At 46.1% G+C, this 26,417-nt stretch carries 29 protein-coding genes and 3 tRNA genes; 24 read left to right on the forward strand and 8 right to left on the reverse strand.

Going from position 1 to position 26,417, the window contains the following annotated elements; genetic code table 11:
* Nucleotides 1–6 precede the first annotated feature (6 nt).
* Genes ICN42_RS07100 through ICN42_RS07110 form a run of 3 tightly spaced genes read left to right on the forward strand, consistent with a single transcriptional unit; the run spans nucleotide 7 to nucleotide 1,924 of the window.
* Nucleotides 7–834 (forward strand): hypothetical protein, encoded by an 828-nt coding sequence (locus ICN42_RS07100; protein ID WP_216252607.1) that lies wholly within the window; start codon nucleotides 7–9, stop codon nucleotides 832–834.
* Nucleotides 831–1,403: a chromate transporter gene (locus ICN42_RS07105; protein ID WP_216252609.1), complete on the forward strand. Its 573-nt coding sequence runs from the start codon at nucleotides 831–833 to the stop codon at nucleotides 1,401–1,403. The genes ICN42_RS07100 and ICN42_RS07105 overlap by 4 nt, the downstream gene beginning before the upstream one ends.
* Entirely contained in the window at nucleotides 1,400–1,924 is a 525-nt protein-coding gene (locus ICN42_RS07110; RefSeq protein ID WP_216252612.1) for a chromate transporter, read from the forward strand. The genes ICN42_RS07105 and ICN42_RS07110 overlap by 4 nt, the downstream gene beginning before the upstream one ends.
* Before the next feature lie 13 nt (nucleotides 1,925–1,937).
* Here the strand turns inward: ICN42_RS07110 and ICN42_RS07115 are convergent, their stop codons facing one another.
* Together ICN42_RS07115 and ICN42_RS07120 are read right to left on the reverse strand one after the other, a co-directional pair.
* Nucleotides 1,938–4,124, reverse strand: coding sequence for a TonB-dependent receptor (locus tag ICN42_RS07115; protein ID WP_255539274.1), 2,187 nt, complete (start codon nucleotides 4,122–4,124; stop codon nucleotides 1,938–1,940).
* Nucleotides 4,125–4,133: 9 nt separating this feature from the next.
* On the reverse strand, nucleotides 4,134–4,499 hold the full coding sequence (locus tag ICN42_RS07120) for a hypothetical protein (protein WP_216252615.1): 366 nt from the start codon (nucleotides 4,497–4,499) through the stop codon (nucleotides 4,134–4,136).
* A 60-nt stretch (nucleotides 4,500–4,559) separates the two neighbouring features.
* On the opposite strand from ICN42_RS07120, the gene ICN42_RS07125 reads away from it, so the two are divergent.
* The 10 genes from ICN42_RS07125 to ICN42_RS07170 all read left to right on the forward strand — a co-directional run bounded on the left by ICN42_RS07125 (nucleotide 4,560) and on the right by ICN42_RS07170 (nucleotide 10,397).
* Nucleotides 4,560–4,636 (forward strand) — tRNA-Pro (locus ICN42_RS07125).
* 39 nt (nucleotides 4,637–4,675) lie between these two features.
* A tRNA-Arg gene (locus ICN42_RS07130) sits at nucleotides 4,676–4,752 on the forward strand.
* 178 nt (nucleotides 4,753–4,930) lie between these two features.
* Nucleotides 4,931–5,794 carry an amino acid ABC transporter substrate-binding protein gene (locus ICN42_RS07135; RefSeq protein WP_216253011.1) on the forward strand — a complete coding sequence of 288 codons (864 nt, stop codon included), beginning with the start codon at nucleotides 4,931–4,933 and terminating at the stop codon, nucleotides 5,792–5,794.
* Nucleotides 5,795–5,823: 29 nt separating this feature from the next.
* Nucleotides 5,824–6,612 carry an amino acid ABC transporter permease gene (locus tag ICN42_RS07140; RefSeq protein ID WP_216252617.1) on the forward strand — a complete coding sequence of 263 codons (789 nt, stop codon included), beginning with the start codon at nucleotides 5,824–5,826 and terminating at the stop codon, nucleotides 6,610–6,612.
* Nucleotides 6,613–6,623: 11 nt separating this feature from the next.
* The gene (locus ICN42_RS07145; RefSeq protein WP_216252619.1) at nucleotides 6,624–7,292 is read left to right on the forward strand and encodes an amino acid ABC transporter permease; all 669 of its coding nucleotides are present in this window, start codon (nucleotides 6,624–6,626) and stop codon (nucleotides 7,290–7,292) included.
* A gap of 30 nt (nucleotides 7,293–7,322) precedes the next feature.
* The gene (locus ICN42_RS07150; protein WP_216224742.1) at nucleotides 7,323–8,057 is read left to right on the forward strand and encodes an amino acid ABC transporter ATP-binding protein; all 735 of its coding nucleotides are present in this window, start codon (nucleotides 7,323–7,325) and stop codon (nucleotides 8,055–8,057) included.
* A 17-nt stretch (nucleotides 8,058–8,074) separates the two neighbouring features.
* Nucleotides 8,075–8,404, forward strand: a complete 330-nt coding sequence (locus tag ICN42_RS07155) for a hypothetical protein (RefSeq protein WP_216252621.1) — start codon at nucleotides 8,075–8,077, stop codon at nucleotides 8,402–8,404.
* 92 nt (nucleotides 8,405–8,496) lie between these two features.
* The gene (locus tag ICN42_RS07160; protein WP_216252623.1) at nucleotides 8,497–9,183 is read left to right on the forward strand and encodes a DUF3313 domain-containing protein; all 687 of its coding nucleotides are present in this window, start codon (nucleotides 8,497–8,499) and stop codon (nucleotides 9,181–9,183) included.
* Nucleotides 9,184–9,185: 2 nt separating this feature from the next.
* Entirely contained in the window at nucleotides 9,186–9,449 is a 264-nt protein-coding gene (locus ICN42_RS07165) for a hypothetical protein (RefSeq protein WP_255539275.1), read from the forward strand.
* 51 nt (nucleotides 9,450–9,500) lie between these two features.
* Complete coding sequence (locus ICN42_RS07170; protein ID WP_216252624.1) at nucleotides 9,501–10,397, forward strand: alpha/beta hydrolase; 897 nt, start codon at nucleotides 9,501–9,503, stop codon at nucleotides 10,395–10,397.
* 33 nt (nucleotides 10,398–10,430) lie between these two features.
* Here ICN42_RS07170 and ppk2 read toward each other — a convergent pair whose 3' ends face one another.
* Nucleotides 10,431–11,210, reverse strand: a complete 780-nt coding sequence (gene ppk2, locus ICN42_RS07175; RefSeq protein ID WP_216862469.1) for a polyphosphate kinase 2 — start codon at nucleotides 11,208–11,210, stop codon at nucleotides 10,431–10,433.
* Between the two features lie 18 nt (nucleotides 11,211–11,228).
* The gene (locus ICN42_RS07180) at nucleotides 11,229–11,501 is read right to left on the reverse strand and encodes a serine/threonine protein kinase (protein WP_216252626.1); all 273 of its coding nucleotides are present in this window, start codon (nucleotides 11,499–11,501) and stop codon (nucleotides 11,229–11,231) included.
* Nucleotides 11,502–11,643: 142 nt separating this feature from the next.
* Between ICN42_RS07180 and ICN42_RS07185 the strand changes: the two genes are divergently transcribed.
* A complete protein-coding gene (locus tag ICN42_RS07185; protein WP_216252628.1) occupies nucleotides 11,644–12,831 on the forward strand; it encodes an MFS transporter in 1,188 nt (395 codons plus the stop codon).
* A 33-nt stretch (nucleotides 12,832–12,864) separates the two neighbouring features.
* On the forward strand, nucleotides 12,865–13,866 hold the full coding sequence (locus ICN42_RS07190) for a sulfurtransferase (protein WP_216252630.1): 1,002 nt from the start codon (nucleotides 12,865–12,867) through the stop codon (nucleotides 13,864–13,866).
* Between the two features lie 75 nt (nucleotides 13,867–13,941).
* Here ICN42_RS07190 and ICN42_RS07195 read toward each other — a convergent pair whose 3' ends face one another.
* From ICN42_RS07195 to wrbA, 3 genes are all read right to left on the reverse strand, one after another.
* Complete coding sequence (locus ICN42_RS07195) at nucleotides 13,942–14,127, reverse strand: hypothetical protein (protein WP_015420997.1); 186 nt, start codon at nucleotides 14,125–14,127, stop codon at nucleotides 13,942–13,944.
* Between the two features lie 113 nt (nucleotides 14,128–14,240).
* Nucleotides 14,241–14,639: a DUF2069 domain-containing protein gene (locus ICN42_RS07200; RefSeq protein WP_216252632.1), complete on the reverse strand. Its 399-nt coding sequence runs from the start codon at nucleotides 14,637–14,639 to the stop codon at nucleotides 14,241–14,243.
* 9 nt (nucleotides 14,640–14,648) lie between these two features.
* Nucleotides 14,649–15,245, reverse strand: coding sequence for an NAD(P)H:quinone oxidoreductase (gene wrbA, locus ICN42_RS07205; RefSeq protein ID WP_216252634.1), 597 nt, complete (start codon nucleotides 15,243–15,245; stop codon nucleotides 14,649–14,651).
* Nucleotides 15,246–15,275: 30 nt separating this feature from the next.
* On the opposite strand from wrbA, the gene ICN42_RS07210 reads away from it, so the two are divergent.
* From ICN42_RS07210 to ICN42_RS07225, 4 genes are all read left to right on the forward strand, one after another.
* A complete protein-coding gene (locus ICN42_RS07210; RefSeq protein WP_216252636.1) occupies nucleotides 15,276–16,124 on the forward strand; it encodes a YihY family inner membrane protein in 849 nt (282 codons plus the stop codon).
* 77 nt (nucleotides 16,125–16,201) lie between these two features.
* Entirely contained in the window at nucleotides 16,202–16,657 is a 456-nt protein-coding gene (locus ICN42_RS07215) for a CBS domain-containing protein (RefSeq protein WP_216252638.1), read from the forward strand.
* Between the two features lie 42 nt (nucleotides 16,658–16,699).
* Entirely contained in the window at nucleotides 16,700–17,815 is a 1,116-nt protein-coding gene (gene aroC, locus ICN42_RS07220; protein ID WP_216252640.1) for a chorismate synthase, read from the forward strand.
* A gap of 27 nt (nucleotides 17,816–17,842) precedes the next feature.
* On the forward strand, nucleotides 17,843–19,000 hold the full coding sequence (locus ICN42_RS07225) for an MFS transporter (protein ID WP_216252642.1): 1,158 nt from the start codon (nucleotides 17,843–17,845) through the stop codon (nucleotides 18,998–19,000).
* A gap of 15 nt (nucleotides 19,001–19,015) precedes the next feature.
* On the opposite strand, the gene ICN42_RS07230 is transcribed toward ICN42_RS07225, so the two are convergent.
* Complete coding sequence (locus ICN42_RS07230; RefSeq protein WP_216252644.1) at nucleotides 19,016–20,686, reverse strand: electron transfer flavoprotein-ubiquinone oxidoreductase; 1,671 nt, start codon at nucleotides 20,684–20,686, stop codon at nucleotides 19,016–19,018.
* Nucleotides 20,687–20,883: 197 nt separating this feature from the next.
* On the opposite strand from ICN42_RS07230, the gene ICN42_RS07235 reads away from it, so the two are divergent.
* From ICN42_RS07235 to ICN42_RS07255, 5 genes are all read left to right on the forward strand, one after another.
* Complete coding sequence (locus ICN42_RS07235) at nucleotides 20,884–21,582, forward strand: CoA transferase subunit A (RefSeq protein ID WP_216252648.1); 699 nt, start codon at nucleotides 20,884–20,886, stop codon at nucleotides 21,580–21,582.
* Nucleotides 21,583–21,622: 40 nt separating this feature from the next.
* Entirely contained in the window at nucleotides 21,623–22,273 is a 651-nt protein-coding gene (locus ICN42_RS07240; RefSeq protein ID WP_216252650.1) for a CoA transferase subunit B, read from the forward strand.
* A 67-nt stretch (nucleotides 22,274–22,340) separates the two neighbouring features.
* Entirely contained in the window at nucleotides 22,341–24,161 is a 1,821-nt protein-coding gene (locus ICN42_RS12030) for an alpha/beta fold hydrolase (protein ID WP_216252652.1), read from the forward strand.
* 15 nt (nucleotides 24,162–24,176) lie between these two features.
* Entirely contained in the window at nucleotides 24,177–26,216 is a 2,040-nt protein-coding gene (locus ICN42_RS07250) for a bifunctional (p)ppGpp synthetase/guanosine-3',5'-bis(diphosphate) 3'-pyrophosphohydrolase (RefSeq protein ID WP_216252654.1), read from the forward strand.
* An 18-nt stretch (nucleotides 26,217–26,234) separates the two neighbouring features.
* A tRNA-Val gene (locus ICN42_RS07255) sits at nucleotides 26,235–26,311 on the forward strand.
* The last annotated feature ends 106 nt before the right edge of the window (nucleotides 26,312–26,417 follow it).

The following is a 26,417-nucleotide window of genomic DNA, read 5'->3' on the forward strand; positions in this document are numbered from 1 at the left end:
TAATACATGAAGTTACATGAATCGATTACCAACCGGGAGTTCAAGCTCCTGATTAAGCCTAAAGGCTTGGATAGACGTCGCAAAATTACTGAATTAAGTGATCAAATCCTGGCTTTCTGCAAAAAGAGCAAAGTGGATTTTTTCCACTTAGACAACGCGACTACCGGTCTTCGCAATATCTACTTTTACGATACACCCGGGGAAGATTTTCGTCGTAACAATGTTATTTTGCGAGTTCGCGAATCCCGTCAAAATATTTGGGTGGACGATTGGTGTGAGGTAACACTCAAATGCCGGTCACATGATCTTCTCGAGTCCTCCAATTTCAATCCCAGTCCTAAGAAGAAAATTAAATCGAGACTACGTTTAAAGGAGGAGATACTGCGCGGTGATGAAGTTGGCTCCAAGCGATCCATCTACTCCAACAATGCAATTTTAGATTCGGTGCCTTTGGATAATTTATTTGATCGATCCTTGGCTAGTGTTGGTAGCTTTTTTCCTGGAATCGCAGATCTGAAGATTGATAAAAAATTACCACTACGTATTGTTGGTGGAAGTACAAATAAAATTCTAGAGGCTTGCTTGCCAATAGGAAATTTGGTTTTTGGGGATGGAGTCCAGGCTCATTGTGATATTGCAATCTGGATGAAAGGCGTAGGCGAACCAATTGTTGGTGAATTAGCGTTCTCTTATCGTGTGAATAATGAAAATCGCTCGCAATCAAAAGCCCATAAGCGTGCTGATAAATTCTTTAAGAAACTTCAATTAGAGTTAGCCGACTGGTTGGAGATAGGCAGCACTAAAACTGCCTTGATTTATGGGAAGCCGGAGTGAATCTAGAGTCGACTGAATTAGTCTCTGCGGCTAATTCACCAACACTGTACGATATTTTTTTACAGTTTTTAGCTATTGGCGCTATCAGCTTTGGTGGTGGAATTATTGCCTATGAACGCATTCTATTAGTGGAAAAGCGTCGATGGTTATCGCCAGATGAGTTCATGGCTTATCTAGCAATTAGTCAAACGATGCCTGGGTTGAATTCAGTCAATATGGCCGTTCTGGCGGGAGATCACCTACGGGGTGCTCGAGGTGCAATTGCTGCAACGATTGGTTTGATTTTTCCTGGTAGCCTCTTTGTGCTGGGTATTGGTATTTTGTATTCCAGCGCAGCCGACCATCCCCTAGCCAATTTGATTTTGATTGGAATCGCAGCGGCCGCTAGCGGCTTGCTTGCGGCGATCACTTACCGAATCGGTGAGGATAGCTGGCGTCATCTTAAATCGATCCTCATTATTGTTGCCACCTTCTTGCTGATGAGCATTGCGAAATTATCTTTGCCTTTAGTTCTCGTAATTATGGCCCCCATCGCGGTATACCTTTATCGACCCACCAAGAGCGCATGAGTCTTTTAATACATCTTGCCCTTAGCTTTGCGCTGCTCTCAATTTTGGCGGTAGGAGGAGGTACGGCAGTGTTGCCGGAGATGCAGTCATTACTAGCCCATCAATTTGCTATAGACCACACTCAATTTGTGCATATTTACAGTATTGGTCAATTGGCGCCCGGACCCAATATGCTGATGGTATTGGTCATTGGCTATAAATTGGCGGGTCTGATTGGTGCTGGAGTTGTTTTACTTTCCTTCTTTCTGCCTTCTAGTGTTCTCTGTTTTTATATAGGCAGACTGTGGAATCGCTTTGGCGAGAGCCCTTGGAGAAGGGCTATTCAAAATGCCCTGGAGCCAATCTCTCTTGGTTTAATGGCTTCTGGCGTATATGCGGTAGGGAAGGCGTCTATCGTCAGTCCCATTACCTTAGTGCTTGCATTAATCACCTTCTACCTCATTCTCAAAACAAAGTTAAATCCTGTTTTCCTCATCTTGGGTTCGGGTGTGATTGGTGCATTGGCAATGCATTACTGGTAATCGGAGTTAGCTCCTAAAAGGCGCCCCTCAATCCCACCATAAGACTTCTGCCCGGTTGTGGCGCATAAAGTCTCACTGCCATTGGTGTTGTGGCATATCGAATCTGCTCATTGAGTAAGTTCTTTAAGTTCGCATACACAGTCCAGTTCACATCCTTCACTCGCTCTGTATAAGAGATCCCAGCGTTTAACAGGTTATATGCTGGAGCAGGGCCTTGTTCCCAGTTTGCTAATCGATTCTGTTGGTAGCTATAAATGTAAGTTGCATTGGTAAGCCAGCCATTGCGCTGATGAGCGACTTCAGCGCCTAGGCGCGGAGCAGGCTGCAATGGTAGATTGCCACCCGCATCAAAAGTGCCTTGGGAGGCATCACCAAATACTCGACCACCTAGACCTGTTTGATTCCAGTTATATGTGAGTTCACCTTCAATTCCTTTAATGGTGGCGGCAGCTTGCTGCGCAGTGACAACGTTAAATCCATTGCCATCTTGCCCGCCGTTGTTGATAACGCTACCCGTGTAGTACCCATAAATATAGTTATTAAATCGATTGGCATAGATACTTGCCTTGCTTCGCATTAACCCACTCGTTTTTTGTACATTGAATTCGAGATTATGTGAGGTCTCTTTTGTGAGATTAGGGTTGCCAATATCAAAGGTTGCAGTAGATTCATGCGCGCCATAGGAATAGAGTTCTTGGGCGCTTGGAGCGCGTTGTGAAACTGTGTAGGCCACTCCAGCTCCATATCCCTGTAAGAAATTCCATAAGCCACCCGCAGAGTAAGACATCAGGTTGAATTTGCGATTCTGCAGGGTAATGCTGGGCGTGGTTCCAGTAGGATCAATTGTGGGCTGAGGCTCTAAAGTGGTTCCTAAATTGGGATTCTTGGCTACATTGTTATACCTAAGTCCCAGGCTTCCTTGTAAGGAATTCCATTTGCCTTCCTCAATCCAAAATAAGGCATTGGAATTAGTCTTTGTTGGCGGAACAATCGCGTAGCTTCCAGACCCAACTTCTGTAGCATTAAGTGAAGCCGCGGAGAATTGCGCTCCGAAAGTACCTTTCCATCCAACGACAGGATTATGTGCTAGCTCAAAGCGGGCCTCATTAGCAATATTTTTCCAGATCGAAGCTGCTCCACCGGAACTATTAAATTCAGTATGGTTGTAATTCGAATTGGCGGCGCTCAATTTAAATGAGGAGAATCCTTCAAATGGGTCACGCGTTTGATGTTGAAGGTCGTAGCGATTCTGCGACTGATTAATAGACCCACCCTCAGGGGTCGGAATGCCATAGTTATTATTTAATCGTTCTACAGATACTCCGGTGTAAGCAGATTCTCCAATATAGGAGACCCCAAATCCTAAGTTGTTTTGATTGCTAAAGGAGTTGGGTAACTTGCCGCTGTAATTATTTCCACCGTTGCCCCCTGGAGGTACTGTCCAGCCCCCTGCAGGCTCACCTTGCGATTGTGTTGAGTTACCCGGTATACGGTAATTATTCGCATTGTTAATAGCGGTATCTACGTGAACAGCAACAGAACCAAAGGCACCATCTACTTCGACTGCTCCAGCCCTGCCATTGTTTACTGTTTCATAGCTGGTATTAATGGCTCCCGTAGGCCTATCAGGCAGGTTGGTCAGGATGCGATCATTGACTACGTTGACGAGTCCACCGCTTGAGCCGGATCCATAGAGTAGGGCGGCTGCACCGCGCAAAATTTCTACTTGATGGGCATTTTGCATATTGTTTCCAACGGCGTGATCTTGTGAGATGTTAGATACGTCACCAACTGATAGACCATTTTGCAAAATTTGCACTCGAGAGCCTTCAAGACCCCGAATGACTGGTCGAGAAGATCCGGCGCCGTAGCCTGTTGCCGCAACCCCTAATTCATTGGCGAGCGTGGCGCCGAGTGTTGTCCCAAGCTTATTCAGTAGCTCATCGCCTTGCAAAATCTTTGTTGGCGTCAAAATGCTTTGAGTTGCTTCCTGAGAGCCTGTCGCAGTAATTTCTAAGTTTGGGGTCGCTGATTGAGCGGTGGCAACTGAGCTTAGCAAGCCCGAGATAAGGGCAAAAATCAGTTTTTGCTTGCATAAAAAATGATGGGGGTGCTGCATCGTGAAGCCTTCATTCTGAAAAGTATCCCCAGTAAAGTGGAGGTACTCAATAAATCGGTAGGCCAAGCATTGGCTTGGCATGATTAAAGATTACAGAATGAGGTTGGGTGGAGCTCTAGATTGGTAAAGCCCAATGGGAGCACGGGCAGGCGAAGCGTCGTTCGTGGCGACTTGTACTTCATGAAAGAAGTTGGCGTCAATTACTGACCTAGGAGTTGAGGTGATGAAGCCGGCCAGTGTGAGCGCATCTAATAGATGGCAACTAACAGCGCTATGACCGAGGGTAGGGGCTTGATCTACACAGCTAAGTTGGATGTTTTGATGATGGATGCCTGAGTGTGAAATGCCGTGGGCAAAGCCAACCCAGTGGGTGCCTAATAAGCTAATCAGCAGAAAACCGAGGGCGATAACCCCTGTTATTTGCTTTCTGAATTTGCTTAAAAATAAGGCTTCCATCCTCCGAATCTTACAGTATTTGCCCTTCTAGGCCATCTCGGTGTAGAATATCGATTCCGTCGGAGTGTAGCGCAGCCTGGTAGCGCACCTGCTTTGGGAGCAGGGGGTCCAAGGTTCGAATCCTTGTACTCCGACCACTTTCCCCTCAGTTTTACGAATTTTAGTCCCAGTACATACTGCCTATAGCTCAGCTGGATAGAGCAACGCCCTTCTAAGGCGTAGGTCGCACGTTCGAATCGTGCTGGGCAGGCCACCCCCTCCACATTCCTGCATTTCCCGCTTCTTTTGCCCCTATTGAGGGATATTCATACTATTCATTTTGATATCTATGGATATACTAGTGTGGACATTTTGATGTTTATAGACAATAGGAGACATTCGTGAAAAGTAAAAAACTCAGTACAAACTGTTTAATCGCCGCATCATTGTTGATGGGCGCTGTAAACGTGAACGCCGCAAGCCAGACTTTGGATAAAATTAAATCTACTGGTGCGGTAACCATGGGTGTTCGTGAATCGTCTATTCCAATGTCTTACACCACTGGTGATAGCCGCTTTGATGGCTATCACGTTGAGATCTGCCGTATGATTTTGGCTGATGTAAAAGATAAGTTGGGTTTGAGTACTTTGCGCATTAACTATCAACCCGTTACATCACAGAACCGCGTGCCTTTGGTTCAAAATGGCACGGTAGATATTGAGTGCGGTACGACTACCAATAACACTGCGCGCGCCAAGGATGTTGGCTTTGCTAATACCCTTTACGTTGAAGAAGTTCGGATTGCGGTGAAGGCCAACTCTGGCATTACTTCAATCTCTCAGTTAGCTGGAAAAAAGGTTGCCACAACTACGGGTACTACTTCCGTACAGTTGCTGCGCAAACATGAAAAAGCTAACGGTGTGAATTTCGAAGAAGTATTTGGCAAAGATCATGCTGACAGCTTCTTATTGCTTGAGTCTGGTCGTGCCGATGTTTTTGTAATGGACGGTTCAATCCTGGCTGGAAACATTGCGAACTCCAAGAATTCAAAGGATTACAAGATTGTGGGTGAGGTGCTTGCAACTGAGCCTATCGCGATCATGGTTCCTAAGAACGATCCTGAATTTAAGGCTGCTGTGAATGCTGCGATTGCTAAGATTGTGGCTAATGGCAATATGCCTAAACTCTGGAATAAATGGTTTTTAGCTCCAATTCCACCAAAGAATATTGTTGTAGGTCTTGAATTGTCTCCAGCAACTAAAAATGCATGGGCCAATCTCAACGATAAGCCTGCTGAAGATTACAACAAGAAATAAGCTGCATTCACTAAATACGAGTTAATAATATGTCTTTAGATTTAGGTGTTTTTTGTAAGAACACCTTAGATGGAGAAGTGGTAGATCACTGCTTCTCCGCTCTTTTTGGCTTAGCCCAGAATAGCGATCCAAGCTATCTAGACTGGCTGATGAAGGCTTGGGGTTGGACTTTGGCTGTAGCTGGTCTTGGTTTGACTATCGCCTTGATTTTGGGTGCAGTGATGGGTACGCTGCGTACTCTTCCAAATACCACTTCACTCAATAGATGGCTTATTCGTATTTCTACTGCTTGGGTGGAGTTATTTAGAAATATTCCGATCTTGGTTCAAGTGTTTCTTTGGTATCACGTGATCCCATCTTTTGTGCTGCCCCTAAAGTCTTTGCCATCCTATTGGTTGGTAAGCATTGCTCTTGGATTTTTCACATCTGCCCGTATTGCGGAGCAGGTTAGAGCGGGGATTCAGGCCTTGCCCAGTGGGCAAACAGCTGCCGCAACTGCATTGGGCTTAACCACTGCGCAGAGTTATCGCTATGTCATCCTGCCAATGGCATTACGAATAGTGATTCCACCTCTAACGTCTGAGAGTATGAATTTAATTAAAAACTCCTCAGTTGCCTTTGCGGTTTCTGTGCCAGAGTTGACCTTATTCGCTATGCAAGCTCAAGAAGAAACATCTAAGGGTGTTGAAATCTACTTGGCAGTAACGTTCTTATATGCTCTATCAGCATTTGCAGTTAACCGAGTGATGACTCTGATTGAAAAACGCAGTCGCATTCCCGGTTTTATTGTCTCTAATGATGCAAGCTTGGCTCACTAAAGGTTGATGATATGTTGAGCTTAGATCTGAGTTTTTATAATTGGGAATTATTTACCAACTACATTCTGAAGGGCTTGCTCTTTAGCGTTCAGTTAACTGTTTTTGCAACGGTAGGCGGCATCCTATTTGGGACCTTCTTAGCCCTGATGCGCTTGTCTGGTAGACCAGCATTGGTTTATCCAGCCACCTTTTATGTGAATACGATGCGGTCCATTCCCCTGGTGATGGTCATTCTTTGGTTTTTCTTGCTGATTCCAATGTTAATTGGTAGGCCAATTGGCGCAGACCTTTCTGCCACGATTACCTTCATTGCATTTGAAGCGGCATTTTTCTCGGAGATTGTTCGCGCTGGTATTCAGTCTGTGCCAAAAGGCCAGACCTATGCGGGGGAGGCCTTGGGTATGACTTATGGCCAGAACATGCGTCTTGTAGTTTTACCCCAGGCCTTTAGAAACATGATCCCAATTTTTATGACCCAGACGATTGTTTTGTTTCAAGATACGTCTTTAGTCTATGCAATTGGCGCATACGACTTACTCAAAGGATTTGAGATTGCCGGTAAAAATTATGGCCGTCCAATTGAAACCTATATCTTGGCAGCAGCCACTTATTTTGTAATTTGTTTCTCGCTTTCCAAGGTGGTGCGCAAGATTCAAGCTAGAGTCGCCATTATTCGCTAATCTCATCCAGTGCAAATTAAATAGATCATCATGATTGAACTTCAAAATGTTTCCAAATGGTATGGCTCATTTCAGGTATTAACTGATTGCTCCACATCGATTAAAAAGGGTGAGGTTGTTGTGATTTGCGGCCCTTCAGGTTCCGGTAAATCTACCCTGATTAAAACCATTAATGCTCTTGAGCCTTTTCAGGCTGGCGAGATTTCGGTTGATGGAATTGCCTTACATGATCCCAAAACCAATTTACCTAAACTACGCTCACGTGTGGGCATGGTTTTCCAGCACTTTGAGTTGTTCCCACACCTCAGCGTTACCGAAAACCTGACGCTTGCTCAGATGAAAGTCTTGGGTAGATCTGCGGATGAAGCTAAGGCTCATGGTCTGAAGTATCTAGAGCGCGTTGGCCTAATGGCTCAAAAAGATAAGTTTCCAGGGCAGTTATCTGGAGGTCAGCAGCAACGTGTGGCGATTGCCCGTGCTCTAAGTATGGATCCAATTGTGATGCTATTTGATGAGCCAACCTCGGCCCTTGATCCCGAGATGGTGGGTGAGGTGCTAGATGTCATGGTGAAGTTAGCCAATGAGGGTATGACAATGTGCTGCGTTACCCATGAGATGGGTTTTGCTCGCAAGGTAAGCCACCGTGTGATCTTCATGGATCAAGGCAAAATTATTGAGGATTGCAGCAAAGATGAGTTCTTTGGTAATCCTGAGGCTAGGTCGCCAAGAGCTAAAGATTTCTTGTCAAAAATCTTAGATCACTGATCTAAACTCTGATTACTATGCGCATTGCCATCCTGTTTTTCGCGCTCGCTCTACTAGGTGCCTGTACTGTTGATAAGCTTGAAGCGAGACTTCAGGCTGACCCCCAATGCAAGTCGGTAATGAATGCCAAAACGGGTACTTTAATGCCTTGCCCCGGTACCGACAAACAATTTTATCAATCTATTCCAGCCTTGAATGTAGGTGTACCCAAAGTGAGCCAGGCTGCAGTTACTCAGCTACCTTCCTCAGAAGTAAAAGCTGGCGCAAAAGTCGTAGATGCACCAGTAGAGTGCAAGCCGCAATTACATCAAAAGTCTGGCAGTCTAATGCCTTGTCCAGCACCATAGATAAGCTTAATTCCTCGCCCTTAATGAGCGTATGATCTGATAAAAATAGCTTAAGAGCTAACACCAATAACCCAACACACTGGACGTAAAAAATGAATAAATTAGGCACTTTAGTTGCAGTAATCTCTGCAGCTACTTTATTGGCTGCTTGTAGCAATACTCCTAAATTATCAAGCCAACCAATGCCAAAGTCTGGCTTCTTATCGAATTACTCAGTGCTGGTTCCAATGGCCACCTCCGAGGCGGATACTCGCATTTGGAGATACCGTAAAGCGGGAGTCAACCCAGGTTCATACACCGCTGTTATTTTGGATCCCATTTACTTGAATCAGAACGCTACTAAAGAAATTTCTCCGCAGGTAATTAATCAGGCTAAGGTGGCATTACAAGACTCAATGGTGAACGCAGTCATTAGTCGTGGCAATATTAAGATTGTTAATCAGCCTGGTCCAGGCGTAGCCCGAATCTCTGTTGGTATTACTGGCGCAGAGAGCTCAACCGATAGTTTGCAGCCATGGAATTTCACACCAATTGGTTTGGCAATGAACGCAGCTGCTTATGCTGGTGGTGTGAACTCTAAAACTCCGGCGATGTTAGTTGAGAGCAAGATCACAGACAGTCAAAGCAAAGAAGTCATTGGTGAGGGCTTGGTAACCATTCAAGGTGAATCATTCCGCACTGGTGGTGGTTCAGTCGAATCATTTGTTGCCATGGCTAAGAAAGTTGTCAAGGTAGCAATGGAGACCTCTGCTGATCCAAGAGCTACTACTGCAAGATGAATATGCGAAATCTTATTACATACCTAGGCCTCATTGGCGCGATGGCACTCATGTTTGTCGCGGCCCCTGCGCGTGCTGATGACGCTTCTCGTAATAAAGAAATTCAAGAGCGATTTTCTAAATGCGATCTTAATCGTGATGGCAGACTCACTCTTGATGAGGCCAAAGGTTGCATGCCTCGGGTCTATGATAATTTCAGCAGAATTGATGGGCAAAATAAAGGCTATGTCACTGCTGCAGAAATTGAGGCGATGGCCGCTAGGTAAGAGTTGATAAATTGAAAGAGCCTCATCTGAGGCTCTTTTTTATTGGAGTAGATGATGACGTATGTGATTGAAGGTTTTAAAGACTCCATCATTGCAGTCCCCTCGGCAGATGGTCCTATTGATATTGCTTGCCAAACAGCGGGCTCTGGGCCTGCTTTGCTCCTGCTACATGGCTTTCCTCAAACTAAAGCTATCTGGAGACATATAGCCCCTGAGTTAGCGAAACGATTTTCTGTTGTTGTGACAGATCTTCGGGGTTATGGCGCTTCATCAAAGCCTGTAGGTAGACCAGATCATTCGACTTATTCTAAGAGGTCAATGGCTGCTGATCAGCATGCTGTGATGCAAGCTCTTGGGCATCATCAATTCTCAGTATTAGGCCATGATCGGGGTGGTCGGGTTTCGCATCGCTTGGCGATGGATTTTCCTGAAAGCGTAGAGCGTTTGATGGTTCTTGATATTTCTCCAACGCTGACTATGTATGAGAACACCAGCATGGAGTTTGCTAAGGGATATTGGCATTGGTTTTTCTTAATCCAGCCTTCTCCTATTCCAGAAACGCTGATTGGCGCCAACCCAGAGTTTTGGCTCAGAAATCATATGGGTAGACATGCTGGCACTGGCATTTTTGACCCAGAATCCTGGGCTGAGTATCTTGCGGGTGCAAGTAATCCAGAGTCCATGCATGCAATGTGTGAGGACTATCGTGCGGCTGCCTCAATTGATTTAATCCATGATCGAGCTGACCGAGATGCTGGCAAGAAACTACCAATGCCATTTCGTGTCCTATGGGGAGATCACGGCCTAGTGGCTAAGTGTTTCTCGCCAATTGAAGATTGGAGGAGGGTAGCCGAGGACGTTTCTGGAAAAGGAGTACCTTGCGGTCACTATATTCCTGAAGAACTACCGCAAGAGTTGCTGGCTGAAGCAGAACTATTCTTTTCGTAGGAAGCTGGCTTGATTGCCAAAATAGCAAAGAGGCTACTTAAAGAGCTTGGGTAGCGCCTTAGAATTTGTTGGGCATGCCATCACAATCTTTGGATCAATCTTGAGGATTTTCTTGTCCTTATCTGGATAGTCAACTCGTGATAACAAGTCGGCGATTAGGTTAAGGTGTGCAAGCTTTTTATCGTTAGCATTAATCACCGTCCATGGTGCATCTGTTGAGCTGGTTTGCTTGAGCATTTTATTTCTTGCCTCAGAGTAAGCATTCCACATCTTTTGTGCCTTTTGATCTATTGGACTAATCTTCCACTGCTTTAACGGATCTTTAGCGCGATCTTTGAGTCTATCCGCTTGCTCTTCCTTGGAGATATCTAGGTAATACTTTATTAGCTCTATATCGGATCCAATCAGCAAAGATTCAAAATCATTTACTGTATTCATGAACTGCTTGTATTGCTCATCGGTACAAAAACCCATCACCTTTTCAACGCCAGCACGGTTATACCAACTGCGGTTAAATAATACGAATTCACCAGCGGTGGGAAGTTCGGCAACATACCTTTGAAAGTACCATTCACCTTCCTCGCGAAGAGAAGGCTTGTTCAGGGCTACGACTCTGCTATCTCTTGGGCTTAAATGCTCGGTAATACTTTTGATAGAACCATCTTTACCTGCCGTATCGCGTCCTTCAAAAATTACTAAGAGGCGCTTACCTTTTTGAATAATGTGACGCTGTAGTTTGACTAGTTCAATTTGAAGAAGTCGTAAGTCTGCCTCGTAAGTATGTTCGGTAATTAAAGATTTACTCACGGGCAGCCTTTGCTGAGAAATTGATTAAGCAGCGGTCACTGGTGCAACTTTTTTCGCAACAACCTTTTTGGCAGCTACTTTTTTAGCTGGGACCTTTTTAGCAACCACTTTCTTTGCTGGTGCTTTTTTCGCTGGCGCCTTTTTGGCAGGAACTTTTTTAGCCGGCGCTTTCTTAGCAGGCGTTTTTTTATCGAGCTTATCTAGTGCTTTTGCAAGCTTGTCGATTAACTTTTCTCTATCAGCCTCGAGCTTGTCTAGTTTTTTTAATAACTGCTTAACTAATTTTTTTTGACTCATGATGTATTCCTTTGAAGAGAGTGCTTTGTTAATCTATGTAATTCGTCATTGTTTACTTGCCTATCCTACGTTTTATTGGGGGGAGTTTCAAGTGATTATGACAGTCGGAACCATATTTAATTTGATGCTACATTGAGTCAATATGTTTAAGACATTATTTTCTCTTCCGCAAACTGTCTGGCTCATCGGTCTAATCAGCTTTGTGAATGATGCTGCTAGCGAGATGCTCTATCCATTGATGCCCCTCTATTTAGCAAGCGTCCTCATGGCCGGTCCCAAGGCGCTAGGCTTGATTGAAGGGATTGCAGAGGCCACCTCAAGCATCTTTAAATTGGTTTCTGGTGTGATTGTTGATCGCACGAAGACGACTAAGCCCTGGATTGTGATTGGCTATTTCTTAGCCGGCATAGGGAGACCTTTGGTTGCGATCGCCAATTCCTGGACATGGGTTTTATGTATTCGGTTTACTGATCGCCTTGGTAAGGGATTGAGAAGCTCTCCAAGGGATGCATTATTGGCTGAAAGTATTGAGCCTAATCAACGTGGGATTACTTTTGGTCTGCACCGATCAATGGACAATGCGGGTGCAGTCTTTGGACCCTTGATGGCAGCATTCTTGCTATCGATACATATTCCTTTGAGGGATATCTTTTTATGGGCGATCATTCCCGGAGTTATTGCCGTGGTTTTAGCCCTTTGCCTCAAAGAGCCGCCACGTGAGCAAGCGGTGGTGCAGCCATTTTCATGGTCACTTGAAGGCTTACCGCCTCAATTCAAACGCTACATTTTAGTTGCTGGTATTTTTGCTCTAGCAAACTCATCTGATATGTTTTTATTATTGCGTGCGAGGGAGCTCGGTGTTCCTCAGGAGCAAATTCCCTTGCTGTGGGCTGCCATTTCTTTGATCACCACTGTTTTTGGAACACCACTCTCATCCTTGTCGGATAGGTTCAGTCGTAAGAATTTCATTTTGATTGCCTGGTGTGCTTTTGCATTCTTCTATATTGCTATGAGCTTTTCTGGCCTCTCTTTGTGGATTCTCTGTGGGCTATTTGCGGTCTATGGCTTATTTAAGGCTGCGACTGAAGGGGTTGAGAAGGCCTTAGTAGCTGATCTGGCTCCCAAGGGAATGGCCGGTACAGCCTTCGGGTGGTTCAATCTGGTTTCAGGCTTGATGTTGCTACCGGCTTCCCTGATATTCGGCTGGCTTTATGAATCTTTCAATCCCAGCTACGCCTTCTTGTTTTCAGGCTCCTGTGCTGGATTCGCCTTTCTCTTGTTGGCTTTTTGGGTGTTTAGCCCCAAGCAAGAACATCAAGTTAATATTTAACTCTTCTACCAATTTAGATTAGAAAGTATCGATATGTATTACTCCAAAAAATACTTCTTCGCGATGCTGATATTACTCATCAGCACATTGTCTGCGGCGCAGCAAAATGATGCCATTATCCAGACGGGGCAAGTGCAGGAGGCACTAGCGCGAGGCGCAATCGTTTGGGATGTTCGAGATGAAAAGAGTTACTTAGAAGGGCATATTCCTGGCGCTATCAATATCGGTGATGCTGGTAATACGCTGAGGGATGCAAATAAAGAAGACTACATTTCTACAGCCAAGATTCAGGCAATTTTTAATCAGGCCGGGCTTGATGTGAATAAAGATATCGTGGTCTATGGCTCGCGCGGAAATCCTTATGCTTACTTCGGCCTGTATACGATTAATTATTTCGGTGGTAAGCAGGCTCAAATCTATCACGATGGTATTGATGCCTGGAAATCAGCTGGCTTACCCTTGCAAAAAGAGCGCTCCATTCTGCCAGCCGTCTCTGTAGTGTTGGCCCCTCAGCCTCAGTTACTAGTGAGCAATGAGGAGATGTTGAAGCTGGCTCAATCCAAATCGGTTCAAATCATTGATGCCAGAACTCCAGATGAATTTTCCGGAAAGGATGTTCGTGCGATTCGTGGGGGTCATATTCCCAATGCAATCAATATTCCCTTTGAGGAAAACTGGCAGGATCCCGCTACCTCTATCAAGCTTGGTAAGAAGCAGGTCTCCGATAATTCTGGGATGGCATTAAAAAGCCAGACGGATTTGAAAAAGCTCTATTCGGGCTTGGATCCAAATCAAGAGACGGTTGTCTATTGTCAGAGCGGCGTACGCGCTTCAGAAACGGCGACAGTGTTAAAAAACCTAGGCTTCAAGAAAGTGAAGGTTTATGACTCATCTTGGCTAGGCTGGGGAAATAACCTAAAAGCTCAGGTCTCAGATGAAAGCTTCTTAAATGTGGGTGCGCTAAACGCAAAAATAGCTGCAATGCAAAACAAGATTAATCAGCTCGAAGAGGCTTTAAAAGCTAAAAGCAATTAACTCCCGCCATTTGATGGCTCGGAAGTAAAAAATCCCAGAAAAGCTGATTTTCTGGGATTTTTTAAATGCGGAGAATTATTCTGGGTGAAAGTTATTACTTGCCATAAAGCTAATGGTGCGCTCAAAGCCCAAAATACGGATGTAACGCCAAGCGATATCGCGGTATTTGCTATCTAAATAGCCAATAGCGACCTCAGGCGTCCTTTTGGACAAGTCGATCTGTTGAATTGCACGGGCCCAACGTTTGAGTCTTGTTGACATATTTGCCACCTCCATGAGCATACAACGCATGGAAAAGTGGCTGAGATGACAGGAATAAGTAATATTTTTGGATAAATCAGTAAAAATCACTCTAATTGATAGATTTTTACCTTTTAAGCCTGTTTTTCAGCCTGAGCTTGTTCTTTTTTTGCTGCCTTGGCCCGTGCTTTGATGGGTTTAAGGTAGATGAGCAGGCAAACAAAGGCAATCGTGCCTATGGTGGTTTCCAAGAGTGCCATCCAGAAATTGGCCCCAGTTTCTAGAATACGGACTAATCCCTCGGTGATGTAAAGCAAGATCAGCATGGACGCCCACTGCATGGTGTAAACATTGCCTCTCCATAGTCCAGGAATAGCAAATAGCAGGGGGATGGCCTTCAGGATAAGCCATGAACCTCCGGGTCTGAGTGGGGAGATAAACCATTCCCAGGAAATGCACAGAATGAAGAGATCGACGAAGGCAGCGGTAGCGATCAGTTGGCATGGATTTTTTGAGAGCCAGCTTTTAAGCATGAAATACCCTTAAATGAGTTTGAGTGCTGTAAGTGCCAAGCGTTTGCCTTGGGCAATCGCTAGGCGTTGCTCTTCAGCGCTAATCGGCGCTCTGCCATCGGCATGGGCTAGGTGGGTAACGCCATAAGGGCTGCCACCAGTCGAGGTACTCATCAAGTCGGACTCGCTATACGGCAGGCCCATAATCATCATGCCGTGATGGAGGAGGGGAATCATCATGGTGAGCAGGGTGCTCTCTTGTCCGCCATGCAAACTGCCGGTGCTGGTAAAGACGCAAGCGGGTTTACCGATCAGGGCTCCATTTAGCCACTCTGAAGAGCTACCATCCCAAAAGTATTTCATGGGAGCAGCCATATTGCCAAACCGGGTTGGAGAGCCTAGGGCTAGGCCAATACATTCTTTGAGATCTGCATATTCAACATAAGGGGCGCCATCGGCGGGAACGGCAGCCTCAGTAGATTCGCAAACGGTAGAGATGGCTGGGACCGTGCGCAGTCTGGCATTGGCGCCTGGGACACTTTCAATACCTTCAGCAATGAGGCGTGCCAAGTCTCTGGTTGCTCCGTAGCGTGAGTAGTACAAAACTAAAATGTCGGATTGGCTCATATTGGTCTCTTATCTCTTATGATATGGGCGATGCGCTTTATTCAGAATCCTCAATTATGGCTCTCTCTTGGAAAAGAGATCTGGGAGCGCAATCGCGGTCAGAATCTCAAGCAAGTAGCTGCTAGTTTGGCTTTTACGACCACACTTGCCTTGGTGCCCATGCTAACTGTGGCCTCCATCCTGATAGGCTATCTACCCAGCGTGGTGCGAATTAAGTATGCCTTTCAGGCTTGGTTGCTCGATACCTATATGCCCGGCGGATTAAATCAGCAGGTCTTTAATTATTTAGATCAATTTTCAGCTCAGGCCAAGGGTCTGACCTTAATTGGTTTGCTTGGTCTGGTCATTACGACGATCATGACAATGGCAGTCATTGAGAGTGCTTTTAATCAGATCTTTCGTGTTACTCAGAGAAGACCCATTCTGAAGAAAGTGGCGATCTACTCTGCCGCAACGATATTGGGTCCAATTTTGCTGGGTGTCGGAACTTACTTGAGTGGTCTTTTATTTAGTGCGGCTGAGGGCTGGACAGAAAACTTAAGCTTTGGTTTGGGATTTGTTGCTACGGTAGTACCGGTGCTTCTGGCAATGTCCGTATTCTCGGTGGCCTACAAAATACTTCCTTATGCTCAAATTCAGTGGCGTGATGCGTTGAGTGGGGCCTTCTTTGCGGCCCTTACTTTTGAGCTGATGAAGTTTGGCTTTGGCCTCTTTTTAACGAATGTGGCCTTTTATAAAACAGTCTACGGCGCCTTTGCTATTTTCCCCTTGGCGCTCATTTGGATTTACCTGACCTGGTGGATTACCTTGGCTGGAGCGGTTCTGGTTGCCAACCTGCCAAGTATTCGGAGTGGGGTGGTTAGGGTTATTCGTTACTGAAATATCTCATTTCACCCTTGATTCTGTATGGGCTTGAGAATATATTGTTCCTATAAGAACTGATTGCTGGAGACCAAATGAAAGTTTGTGACATTTTGCGTGTAAAGGGGAGCACACTATTTACAGTGGCCCCAGAGACTGCCTTACAAACTGCCGTCTTGGTAATGAGTGAGCACGATATAGGCTCTTTGGTGGTGATGGAGTACGACAAGCTTGTGGGCATCCTGACATTCCGTGAGGTGATTGCGGCTTTAGCCAAACACCACGGTAAATTGGACGATCTTAAGGTGAAGAGCGTGATGAATGCCAAGCCGCTGACCTGCAATATGGAAACTGAGATTGATGAAGTGCGTCGGATGATGCTTGTCGATCATGCCCGCTATCTCCCGGTAATTGATCAAAAGATGCTGATGGGTGTGATTTCTTTCTACGATGTGGCTAAATCCGTGGTTGAGGCTCAAGACTTCGAAAACACCATGCTCAAGGCCTATATCCGCGACTGGCCTGAAGAGGCTGAAAAGACATCCTCCTAAGTAGCTTAGCCTGATAGTCCTGACAAATGACATAATGTCGATATGTCAGGAAATACATTAGGCCTTCTCTTTACTGTCACCACTTTTGGTGAATCCCATGGTCCCGCGATTGGCGCTGTTGTGGATGGTTGCCCTCCAGGAATGTCTTTATGTGAAGCGGATTTGCAGATTGATTTGGATCGTCGCAAGCCGGGAACTTCGCGTCATGTAACTCAACGTCAAGAGGCTGACAAGGTTGAAATTCTGTCTGGGGTTTATGAGGGCAAAACGACTGGTGCGCCAATTGGCTTGTTAATTCGAAATACTGATCAACGCAGTCAAGATTACGGCAATATCCTGCAAACATTTAGACCAGGCCACGCTGACTATGCCTATCAATATAAATATGGTTTACGTGATCCTCGCGGTGGTGGACGCTCTTCAGCAAGATTGACTGCGCCAGTAGTAGCGGCAGCAGCGATTGCCAAGAAGTGGCTTAAAGAACAATATGGCACCGAGTTTTATGGCTATATGAGTCAGCTTGGTGAAATTGAAATTCCATTTCAAGATGCGTCGTTGATCGAGAGCAATCCTTTCTTTGCTGCGAACGCCGATATCGTGCCTCAGTTAGAAACTTACATGGATTCACTGCGCAAAGCAGGGGATTCTTGTGGGGCAAAGATTGAAGTGCGTGCTCGCAATGTTCCGGTTGGACTTGGCGAGCCTTTATTTGATAAGTTGGATGCTGATATCGCGCATGCCATGATGGGTATCAATGCTGTGAAGGGTGTTGAGATCGGCGCCGGTTTTAAGTCGGTGGCGCAACGCGGTAGCGAGCATGGCGATGAGCTTCATCCTGATGGCTTTGCTAGCAACAATGCCGGCGGCACCTTGGGTGGCATTAGTAGCGGTCAAGATTTGCGCGTTTCGATTGCAATCAAGCCAACCTCTAGCATCCTGAGCCCAAAAGAATCCATTGATTTGGATGGTAAGCCCATCACTGTGCAAACCAAAGGCCGTCATGATCCTTGTGTCGGCATTCGGGCAACGCCAATTGCTGAGGCGATGTTGGCTTTAGTGTTGATTGATCATGCTTTGCGTCATCGTGCTCAATGTGGCGACGTTCAGCATGCTGTTCCGCCGATACCGGCTGCACGTCCTGGCTCTCAAACTGACTAATTCAATAATGGGTCTAAGAAAAAGAAAATGACACCTTCAGTGCGTTGGGCCTTCGGGTCCTTTTTCTTTTTATATTTTGCTTATGTTGGCTTAGTTTCTCCTTACGCCAGCCTCTTTTTTCTGGATCGTGGCTTTAGCGTGATTGAGATCGCGGTCTTAATGTCGATGCTACAAATTACGCGAATAGTGGGGCCATTCTCCTGGGGATGGTTATCTGACTACCTATCGGATCGTATTGGCATCATTCGCTTCTGCGCTTGCTTAGCAGCAGTCACTTTTTTATGCATCTTTTTTCTGCATAGTTATATTGCGTTTTTCGTTTGGATGTTTGTACTGCACACCATCTTAAGCAGCCTAATGCCTTTGGGTGAGTCGGCTACAGTGCATGCCTTATTTAAAGATAATTCATTTGATAAACGTTATGGCCGCTTACGTTTATGGGGCTCCATTGGATTTATCGTGATGGTCTTGTTTGCTGGTGAGCTGTTTCAACGTAAAGGTATTGAGCTTTATCCTATTGTGGGCGCGGTGATTCTCACCTTCTTGGCATTAATTACTTTTCGCTTGCACGAGCCCAAGATGGAGCGTCGCAAGATGGTCAAGGGCGAACTCCTCATTGTTCTGTTTAATCCTGATGTGCGTTGGTTCTTGCTATCCGGATTTTTCATGATCTTTGCGCATGCCGCTTTATATGTTTTTTATTCACTCTACTTAGCTGATCTAGGCTACGACAAACTGCAGATTGGTTTGTTCTGGGCTTTGGGTGTGATGGCTGAAGTCATCTTCTTTTATTTCCAGAGCAAAGTGTTGAGTCGCTTGGATGCTGAGATTGTTTTGCAAATTGCGTTTGGTATCGGCGTATTTCGGTTTATCTTGATCGCCTTCTTCCCAGTGACTTGGGTGTTGATTTTGGCTCAACTTATGCACGCTGGTACTTTTGGTGCTCACCATAGTGCCGCTACCAAGTTATTGCAACGCTGGTTTACTGGCCCACTGCAGGCGCGAGGCCAGGCTTTGATGGCAACAGTGTCTTATGGCTTAGGTGGAACGCTCGGTGGTTTAGTTGCTGGCTGGCTTTGGGAAGCAACTCAGCCCCGCAATGTGTTCGTAATGTCGGCTTTAGCCTGTGGTCTAGCGGGTATGGCGATTGGGAAACTGCGTCCTCGTCGCTACCCAGCTAGATAGTTGACTCAATACCCTTTACATTGATCCATAGTTAGGGCCACCACCACCTTCAGGGGTGATCCAAACAATGTTTTGACTCGGATCTTTGATATCACAAGTCTTGCAATGTACGCAGTTTTGCGAATTGATTTGTAGCTGTGGTTGACCATCTTTTTCCACGTACTCATAAACACCAGCAGGGCAGTAACGTTGCTCAGGACCTGCGTAGGTTTTGAGATTCAAGCTCACGGGTACTGATGCGTCTTTCAAGGTGAGATGAATGGGTTGATTCTCAGCATGATTGGTGTTGGAGATAAATACTGAAGAGAGGCGATCAAACGTAATCTTGCCATCTGGCTTTGGATAGTTGATTGGCTGATGCTGTGCTGCGGGCTCTAGACATTCGTGATCTGCATGCTTTAAATGAATCGTCCACGGCATATTGCCGCCTAAGATTTTTTGCTCAAGACCAACCATGATAGTGCCGAGATAAAGTCCTTTGGACATCCACGGCTTAAAGTTACGCGCTTGACTTAGCTCGGTATGGAGCCAGCTATTTTTAAAGGCGCTTGGGTAAGCAGCCAATACATCAGCCGAACGATTTTCAGCAAGTGCGGAAACCGCTGCTTCAGCTGCGAGCATGCCAGTCTTAATGGCAGCATGACTTCCTTTAATACGCGATGCATTCAAGAAGCCAGCATCACAACCAATTAATGCGCCACCAGGGAATACGGTTTTGGGCAGGCTATTTAAGCCTCCTGCAGTCAGGGCTCGAGCACCATAGGCAATGCGCTTGCCACCTTCAAAAGTTTCTCGGATCTTTGGATGTAATTTGTACCGTTGGAATTCTTCGAAAGGTGAGAGGTAAGGGTTCTTATATGAAAGACCCACTACCAGACCTACTGCAACTTTGTTGTCACCCAAGTGATACAGGAAAGAGCCGCCATAGGTATCGCTTTCTAATGGCCAGCCTGCGGTGTGAACAACCAGTCCAGGCTTGCTCTTGGAGGGTTCAACTTCCCATAGTTCTTTGATGCCGATGCCATAGCTTTGTGGGTCAGCATCTTTATCTAGCGCAAACTTGGCAATCAGTTGTTTTCCTAAATGGCCGCGGGAACCTTCTGCGAATAAGGTGTACTTGGCGCGTAATTCCATGCCCAGTTGAAATTGATCGGTAGGTTGACCTTCTTTATCCAAACCCATTGCGCCAGTAATGACGCCACAAACCGCACCTTCTTCGTTGTAAAGAATTTCCGCAGCAGGGAAGCCTGGGAAAATTTCTACACCCAGATTCTCAGCTTGCTGACCAAGCCAGCGAGTCACATTGGCCAGGCTAACGATGAAGTTGCCTTCATTCTTAAAGCAATGGGGCAGCATCCAATTGGGAACTTGAAATGAGCTATCTTTTGTAAGAAATAAAAATTGATCCTGACTTACTTCAGTCTCGAGGGGTGCGCCCAATTCTTTCCAGTTGGGAAAGAGTTCTGTGAGTGCTTTTGGATCCATGACCGCGCCAGAAAGGATATGCGCGCCCACTTCGGATCCCTTTTCGAGAACACAGACGCTAATCTCTTTGCCTGACTCGTTGGCCAGTTGTTTTGCTTTAATAGCTGCCGATAACCCTGCAGGACCTCCTCCAACGATGACTAGGTCATAGTCCATAGATTCTCTTGGTCCAAACTGTTCGAGTAATTCCTGGGCAGTCATTTCATATCTCCGACATTACATAAAAATAGGGTGATAAAGAGATTTTTAGCATTTATGCCATTTATCAAGCTTTAACCCACAACTATAGTTTAGTTCTAAGCCAGAAATGCTAGGTTAGCGCCCATTCCCAACAGCTTAAGGAGGCTAAAGCGTTATGATTGCTTTTTTACCCTTTTTGGCAATATTAGGACGAATTTATGAATAAAACTTACCCATCAGCTGTAGATGCCCTACGGGATATCTTGAAAGATGGCCAGAAGCTCGCTGTTGGCGGTTTTGGTCTGTGTGGCATCCCTGAGGCACTGATTCAGGCTGTAAAGGATCTTGGTGCGCAAAATCTAACGGCAATTGCGAATAATGCTGGGGTAGATGGCTTTGGTTTGGGTTTGCTTTTGAACTCAAGACAGGTTAAGAAGATGGTCGCATCCTATGTGGGTGAAAACAAAGAATTTGAGCGTCAATTTTTAGCTGGTGAGCTTGAGCTGGAATTTACACCGCAAGGAACTTTGGCAGAGAAGCTCCGAGCTGGCGGCTGCGGCATTCCTGCTTTTTATACCAAAACAGGCGTGGGTACTTTGGTTGCTGAGGGTAAAGAAGAAAAAGAATTTGATGGCGAGAAATACATCATGGAGCGTTCAATCGTTTCTGATATCTCCCTCGTGAAAGCATGGAAAGCTGATAAATCTGGGAATTTGGTATATCGCTATACCGCTCGTAACTTCAATCCAGTAGTTGCAATGGCTGGCAAGATCACTGTTGCTGAGGTCGAAGAGATTGTAGAGAACGGGGAATTAGATCCGGATCAGATTCACACGCCAGGAATCTACGTTCATCGCCTGGTGCTCAACACATCGCCTGAGAAGCGTATTGAGCAACGCACTTTATCAGCCGCTTAACTAGCGCAACTTACCGAACAGAATACTTAGGAAGATCGATATGCCTTGGAATAGAGATGAGATGGCAGCACGCGCTGCTAAAGAATTAAAGGATGGTTACTACGTGAATTTGGGTATTGGTATGCCAACAATGGTAGCCAATCATGTGCCCGAAGGAATGGAAGTGTGGCTGCAGTCCGAAAATGGTTTATTGGGTATTGGCCCATTCCCAACCGAAGAAACGATTGATGCCGATTTAATTAATGCGGGCAAGCAAACAGTTACCACTTTGCCAGGTTCCTCAATCTTTTCTTCTGCGGATTCATTTGGAATGATTCGTGGCGGGAAAATCAATATTGCCATTTTGGGTGCAATGCAGGTGAGCGAGCATGGTGACTTAGCTAACTGGATGATCCCTGGAAAGATGGTAAAGGGCATGGGCGGCGCCATGGATTTGGTTGCTGGTGTTAAACATGTCGTTGTGTTGATGGAACACGTTGCCAAGAAGAAGGATGGCACCGAAGAAATCAAGATCCTTCCTAAGTGCACTTTGCCTTTAACTGGTGTGGGTGTCATTAGCCGCATAATTACGGATCTGTGTGTACTCGATATCACCCCCAAGGGCTTGAAGTTGGTCGAGTTAGCTCCTGGCGTGACTAAGGAAGAGGTAGTGTCTAAAACGGGTGCCCCTGTCGACACTACAGGCTTCTAAGTTTTGTCATTAATTGATGAAATAATGGGGTCGTAATGACCCCATTTCCATTTCTAGGGATTTCTTTATGAATGCAGTTGATCACTCACTACATGCCCACAAGAAGGGCGATGCCAAGCATTCCCATAGCAAGGAAGTCTCCAATCAGAATCTATTGCTGATTGCCTTAGTTCTGACCTTGGGATTTTCTGGTGTAGAGGCTGCGGCCGCTTACTTTGCTGGATCGCTTGCCTTAATTTCTGATGCAGGTCATATGGTGACCGATGCGGCAGCATTGGGCTTAGCGCTCTTGGCGCAAATGATTGCCAGAAGACCTCCATCACCAAAGCACTCCTTTGGCTTTGGCCGAGCAGAAGCGCTCGCTGCTTTTGTGAATGGTATCGCCATGCTGGCCTTGGTTGCTTGGATTGTTGGTGAAGCATTAACACGATTCTTTACCCCACACCAAGTCGATGGATTGACTGTAACCATCGTTGCGGCGGTTGGCTTGTTAATGAATATTGTGGTTGCCTGGGTTCTATCGCATGACAAAAAGAGTGTCAATACCCGCGCTGCTTTAGTGCATGTGATGGGTGATCTCCTAGGTTCTGTAGGAGCATTGGCCGCTGGTCTGGTAATCCAATTTACTGGTTGGATGCCCATTGATGCCTTGCTCTCTATTTTCGTATCGCTATTGATTCTGAAATCTACTTTCTCCATCTTGCGTGAGTCTTATCATTTCTTGATGGAAGGCGTACCTCTCCATATTGATTATTTGGAAGTCGGTAGTGATTTAAAGAAAGTCTCTGGCGTATTGGCAGTACATGATTTACATGTCTGGGAAATGACGCCTAGCTTCCCTGCGTTGATTGGTCATATTGAAATCGAGCACATGAGTGAGTGGCCGGAAATCATGGCGCGTATCAATACGATGCTCTTGGATAAACATGGCATCGATCACGTGACATTGCAACCTGAAGTTGCGGGAATTGATGACGGGCATACACATAATGAGCATCTTCATAATGAGATTAAAAAATCGAATGTTGTTCATCAAGGTGATACTTTCTTCGTAACTTGCACCAGCCCTGACGGCTCGCATCGCATGGCTTATCACGCCTGGGGAAATCCTGGCAATCCAAAGGTCTTGGTCTGTGTTCATGGCTTAACTCGCAGAGGAAGTGATTTCAGAACCCTCGCAGAAGCAATGAGTCAGGATTACTACGTCGTTTGTCCGGATGTAGTCGGTCGAGGCGACTCCGACCGCCTCAAAAATCCAATGCTCTATGCCGTTCCTCAATACGTTGCAGATATGGCAAGCCTGATCAAACAGCTCGGTGTTTCACAAGTGGATTGGTTTGGTACCTCTATGGGCGGCCTGATTGGTATGGTCTATGCCTCAATGCCCAAGAATCCAATTCGTCGAATGTTAATTAACGATGTTGGCCCCCGTATTGAGCCTGAGGCTATCAAACGTTTAGGTTCATATGTTGGGCAGCCATTTGTATTTAATAATCGCGCTGATGCGCTAACCCGCTTAAATCAGATCTGTGCATCTTTTGGTAGCCACACGCCAGAAGAGTGGGAGATTTATAACGGTCCGATGCTGGTGCAAAAAGAGGGTCTTTGGGTAATGCACTACGACCCGGATATTTCAGTACCATTTGCCTCGGTTAATCCGATCATGGCAAAGGCTGGAGAGATGGCAATGTGGCATGCTTTTAAGCAAATCCATATCCCGATGCTGATTGTGCGTGGCGGTGAATCGGATTTGTTATCCGCTAAAACAGTAGCCGAGATGTGCAAGGTCAATCCTTACATTCGTAGTATTGAAATTCCAGGGGTGGGGCATGCACCCGCTTTTGTGAAGCCAGAACAAATCGCTTTAGCAAAAGAATTCTTTAGTTAAGGATTTCGTTCGCTCATGTCAAATGCTGGTCATGCGCCTAAGAACATCACCATAGTTGATGGCTGGTATGGTGAGCCCTCTGAGAATCATGCTACCGGCGTTCTCGGTATTCTCAAAGGGCTTCATCTAGACGAGGCTACGCTAACGGCCGCAAGTAATATTGCGCGCGCACACGGCAAAGAGGCGTTGATCAAGCTCATCGGTGATGAGCCAGCCAAGCTTCTTATTGGATACCGTGGCTTGAGGCAGGCTCAGGCGAAGCTCGTTCGCAATGATGGGGGTGTGAGCATCTCTGGGCAAGAAGAAATGCTCAGAAAGATGTTGCTCGCTTTTGGCGATGATTTGCGCGTCGTTCTGATTTACCTTGCCTCTCGCTTGCAAACCTTGCGTTGGATTACCCAAGAAAAGATAGTTATGCCGAAGGCTTGGGCGCAAGAGATTCTCAATATCGATGCAACGCTAGCAAACCGCCTCGGTATTTGGCAAATGAAATGGGAGATGGAGGACCTGGCGTTCCGAGTGCTCTCTCCAGAGGTCTACCGCGATATTGCCAAGATGTTGGATGGTAAGCGTGTCGAGCGCGAATCTTTCATTGAGTTGATCGTCAGAAAGCTCATGGAGGAGTTACATGCTGCCCATATCCATGGCGAAGTTCAGGGCCGTCCAAAGCACATCTACAGTATCTGGAAAAAGATGCAAGGTAAGTCATTGGACTTTGCCAATCTCTATGACGTGCGGGCTTTTAGAGTTCTTGTGGATGACGTTAAATCTTGTTATGCGATTTTAGGAATAGTGCATAACATCTGGCAGCCAGTACCACGTGAATTTGATGACTACATTGCAAGGCCTAAGCCAAATGGTTATCAGTCTCTGCATACTGTGGTGATGGATGAGCATGGCACGGCGTTTGAGATTCAGGTTCGTACCCATGAAATGCATCAACAGGCTGAGTATGGATTGGCTGCGCATTGGCGTTACAAGGAGGGCGCTTATGTTGGCGCAGCAACTCCGCCTAAAGCAAAGTCGACGCATTCGCAATCTTCTGGCTCGCCAAGCTCCAATCATCAAACAGGTACACATAGCGCAGCAGTCGCATATGAGCGCCAAATTGCTTGGGCAAGACAGCTTATCTCCTGGAAAGAAGATGCTTGGGAGCAGCTTAAGCATCATGAGATTGATGATCATATTTATGTCCTCACTCCATTGGGGAAGGTGATTTCACTGGAGAAGGGTTCATCGCCTATCGACTTTGCTTATGCAGTACATACTGATCTTGGGCATCGCTGTCGGGGTGCTCGGGTAGATGGCGCCATGGTGCCATTGGATACGCCACTACAAAATGGCCAGACTATTGAAATCATTGCTGTAAAGCATGGTGGTCCCTCGCGAGATTGGATTAGCCCCAGCAGAAATTATTTGCGCTCTCAACGTGCCCGCACACGTGTACGCACTTGGTTTAATGCCTTGGATGATGAAGAGGCGGGTACTAAGTCTGCTGATATCAAAACAGAGCAAAGGCCTGAAGCTAAGACAATTACAGCGGCGCCAGAAATTATTCTCAAGCAAAGCACCCGTAAGCAGGGGCAAGCTGGGGATGTTTTAGTGGTCGGGGTGGATTCTTTGCTGACTCAGTTGGCGCGTTGCTGCCGGCCAGTGCCGCCAGATGTCATTGCGGGTTTCGTAACCCAGGGTCGCGGTGTATCTATTCATCGCCGATCTTGTAAAACATTTAGAGGACTATTGGAGCGAGCTCCTGAGCGCGTTATTCAGACCGCTTGGAATGAGTCTGGTACCGAAACTCCGATTGGAAATGATGCTAAGCGAGTATTTCCTGCCGATTTGGCTGTAACCGGCCTAGATCGTCCGGAGCTGATGCGTGAGTTGTTTGAGATCCTCACAAGGCAGGGTGTTCATGTCATTGATCTACGTAAATCCGCTAAACGAGGTCTCGCTCAAATACTGTTGACCGTGGAAATTAAAGACTCGGAAGCCTTACGTTTGGTTCAAAACAGTCTCGAAGAGGTCAAAGGGGTGACCCAAGTGCGCCGCCGGTGATAAACTCTATGGCTATATAGGCTCGTAGCTCAGCTGGTTAGAGCACCACCTTGACATGGTGGGGGTCGTTGGTTCGAGTCCAATCGAGCCTACCAACGAATAAAGACCCAAAAGTGCGCGGTTGCCCAAAAGCTACCGCGCTTTCTTTTTGGTGGATGTTACGAAGTACATCAGTCAAACGGCTGAATCTTATTAAGATGG

This window comes from Polynucleobacter sp. 71A-WALBACH, assembly GCF_018882365.1.
Lineage (GTDB): Bacteria > Pseudomonadota > Gammaproteobacteria > Burkholderiales > Burkholderiaceae > Polynucleobacter.

What these genes read in the sequence shown, in the direction of transcription:
- ICN42_RS07100 (WP_216252607.1), top strand. Translation starts at nt 7, where the DNA reads ATGAAGTTACATGAATCGATTACCAACCGGGAGTTCAAGCTCCTGATT.
- ICN42_RS07110 (WP_216252612.1), top strand. Translation starts at nt 1,400, where the DNA reads ATGAGTCTTTTAATACATCTTGCCCTTAGCTTTGCGCTGCTCTCAATT.
- ICN42_RS07115 (WP_255539274.1), bottom strand. Translation starts at nt 4,124, where the DNA reads ATGCCAAGCCAATGCTTGGCCTACCGATTTATTGAGTACCTCCACTTT.
- ICN42_RS07120 (WP_216252615.1), bottom strand. Translation starts at nt 4,499, where the DNA reads ATGGAAGCCTTATTTTTAAGCAAATTCAGAAAGCAAATAACAGGGGTT.
- ICN42_RS07135 (WP_216253011.1), top strand. Translation starts at nt 4,931, where the DNA reads ATGGGCGCTGTAAACGTGAACGCCGCAAGCCAGACTTTGGATAAAATT.
- ICN42_RS07140 (WP_216252617.1), top strand. Translation starts at nt 5,824, where the DNA reads ATGTCTTTAGATTTAGGTGTTTTTTGTAAGAACACCTTAGATGGAGAA.
- ICN42_RS07145 (WP_216252619.1), top strand. Translation starts at nt 6,624, where the DNA reads ATGTTGAGCTTAGATCTGAGTTTTTATAATTGGGAATTATTTACCAAC.
- ICN42_RS07150 (WP_216224742.1), top strand. Translation starts at nt 7,323, where the DNA reads ATGATTGAACTTCAAAATGTTTCCAAATGGTATGGCTCATTTCAGGTA.
- ICN42_RS07155 (WP_216252621.1), top strand. Translation starts at nt 8,075, where the DNA reads ATGCGCATTGCCATCCTGTTTTTCGCGCTCGCTCTACTAGGTGCCTGT.
- ICN42_RS07160 (WP_216252623.1), top strand. Translation starts at nt 8,497, where the DNA reads ATGAATAAATTAGGCACTTTAGTTGCAGTAATCTCTGCAGCTACTTTA.
- ICN42_RS07165 (WP_255539275.1), top strand. Translation starts at nt 9,186, where the DNA reads ATGCGAAATCTTATTACATACCTAGGCCTCATTGGCGCGATGGCACTC.
- ICN42_RS07170 (WP_216252624.1), top strand. Translation starts at nt 9,501, where the DNA reads ATGATGACGTATGTGATTGAAGGTTTTAAAGACTCCATCATTGCAGTC.
- ICN42_RS07180 (WP_216252626.1), bottom strand. Translation starts at nt 11,501, where the DNA reads ATGAGTCAAAAAAAATTAGTTAAGCAGTTATTAAAAAAACTAGACAAG.
- ICN42_RS07185 (WP_216252628.1), top strand. Translation starts at nt 11,644, where the DNA reads ATGTTTAAGACATTATTTTCTCTTCCGCAAACTGTCTGGCTCATCGGT.
- ICN42_RS07190 (WP_216252630.1), top strand. Translation starts at nt 12,865, where the DNA reads ATGTATTACTCCAAAAAATACTTCTTCGCGATGCTGATATTACTCATC.
- ICN42_RS07195 (WP_015420997.1), bottom strand. Translation starts at nt 14,127, where the DNA reads ATGTCAACAAGACTCAAACGTTGGGCCCGTGCAATTCAACAGATCGAC.
- ICN42_RS07200 (WP_216252632.1), bottom strand. Translation starts at nt 14,639, where the DNA reads ATGCTTAAAAGCTGGCTCTCAAAAAATCCATGCCAACTGATCGCTACC.
- wrbA (WP_216252634.1), bottom strand. Translation starts at nt 15,245, where the DNA reads ATGAGCCAATCCGACATTTTAGTTTTGTACTACTCACGCTACGGAGCA.
- ICN42_RS07210 (WP_216252636.1), top strand. Translation starts at nt 15,276, where the DNA reads ATGCGCTTTATTCAGAATCCTCAATTATGGCTCTCTCTTGGAAAAGAG.
- ICN42_RS07215 (WP_216252638.1), top strand. Translation starts at nt 16,202, where the DNA reads ATGAAAGTTTGTGACATTTTGCGTGTAAAGGGGAGCACACTATTTACA.
- aroC (WP_216252640.1), top strand. Translation starts at nt 16,700, where the DNA reads ATGTCAGGAAATACATTAGGCCTTCTCTTTACTGTCACCACTTTTGGT.
- ICN42_RS07225 (WP_216252642.1), top strand. Translation starts at nt 17,843, where the DNA reads ATGACACCTTCAGTGCGTTGGGCCTTCGGGTCCTTTTTCTTTTTATAT.
- ICN42_RS07230 (WP_216252644.1), bottom strand. Translation starts at nt 20,686, where the DNA reads ATGACTGCCCAGGAATTACTCGAACAGTTTGGACCAAGAGAATCTATG.
- ICN42_RS07235 (WP_216252648.1), top strand. Translation starts at nt 20,884, where the DNA reads ATGAATAAAACTTACCCATCAGCTGTAGATGCCCTACGGGATATCTTG.
- ICN42_RS07240 (WP_216252650.1), top strand. Translation starts at nt 21,623, where the DNA reads ATGCCTTGGAATAGAGATGAGATGGCAGCACGCGCTGCTAAAGAATTA.
- ICN42_RS12030 (WP_216252652.1), top strand. Translation starts at nt 22,341, where the DNA reads ATGAATGCAGTTGATCACTCACTACATGCCCACAAGAAGGGCGATGCC.
- ICN42_RS07250 (WP_216252654.1), top strand. Translation starts at nt 24,177, where the DNA reads ATGTCAAATGCTGGTCATGCGCCTAAGAACATCACCATAGTTGATGGC.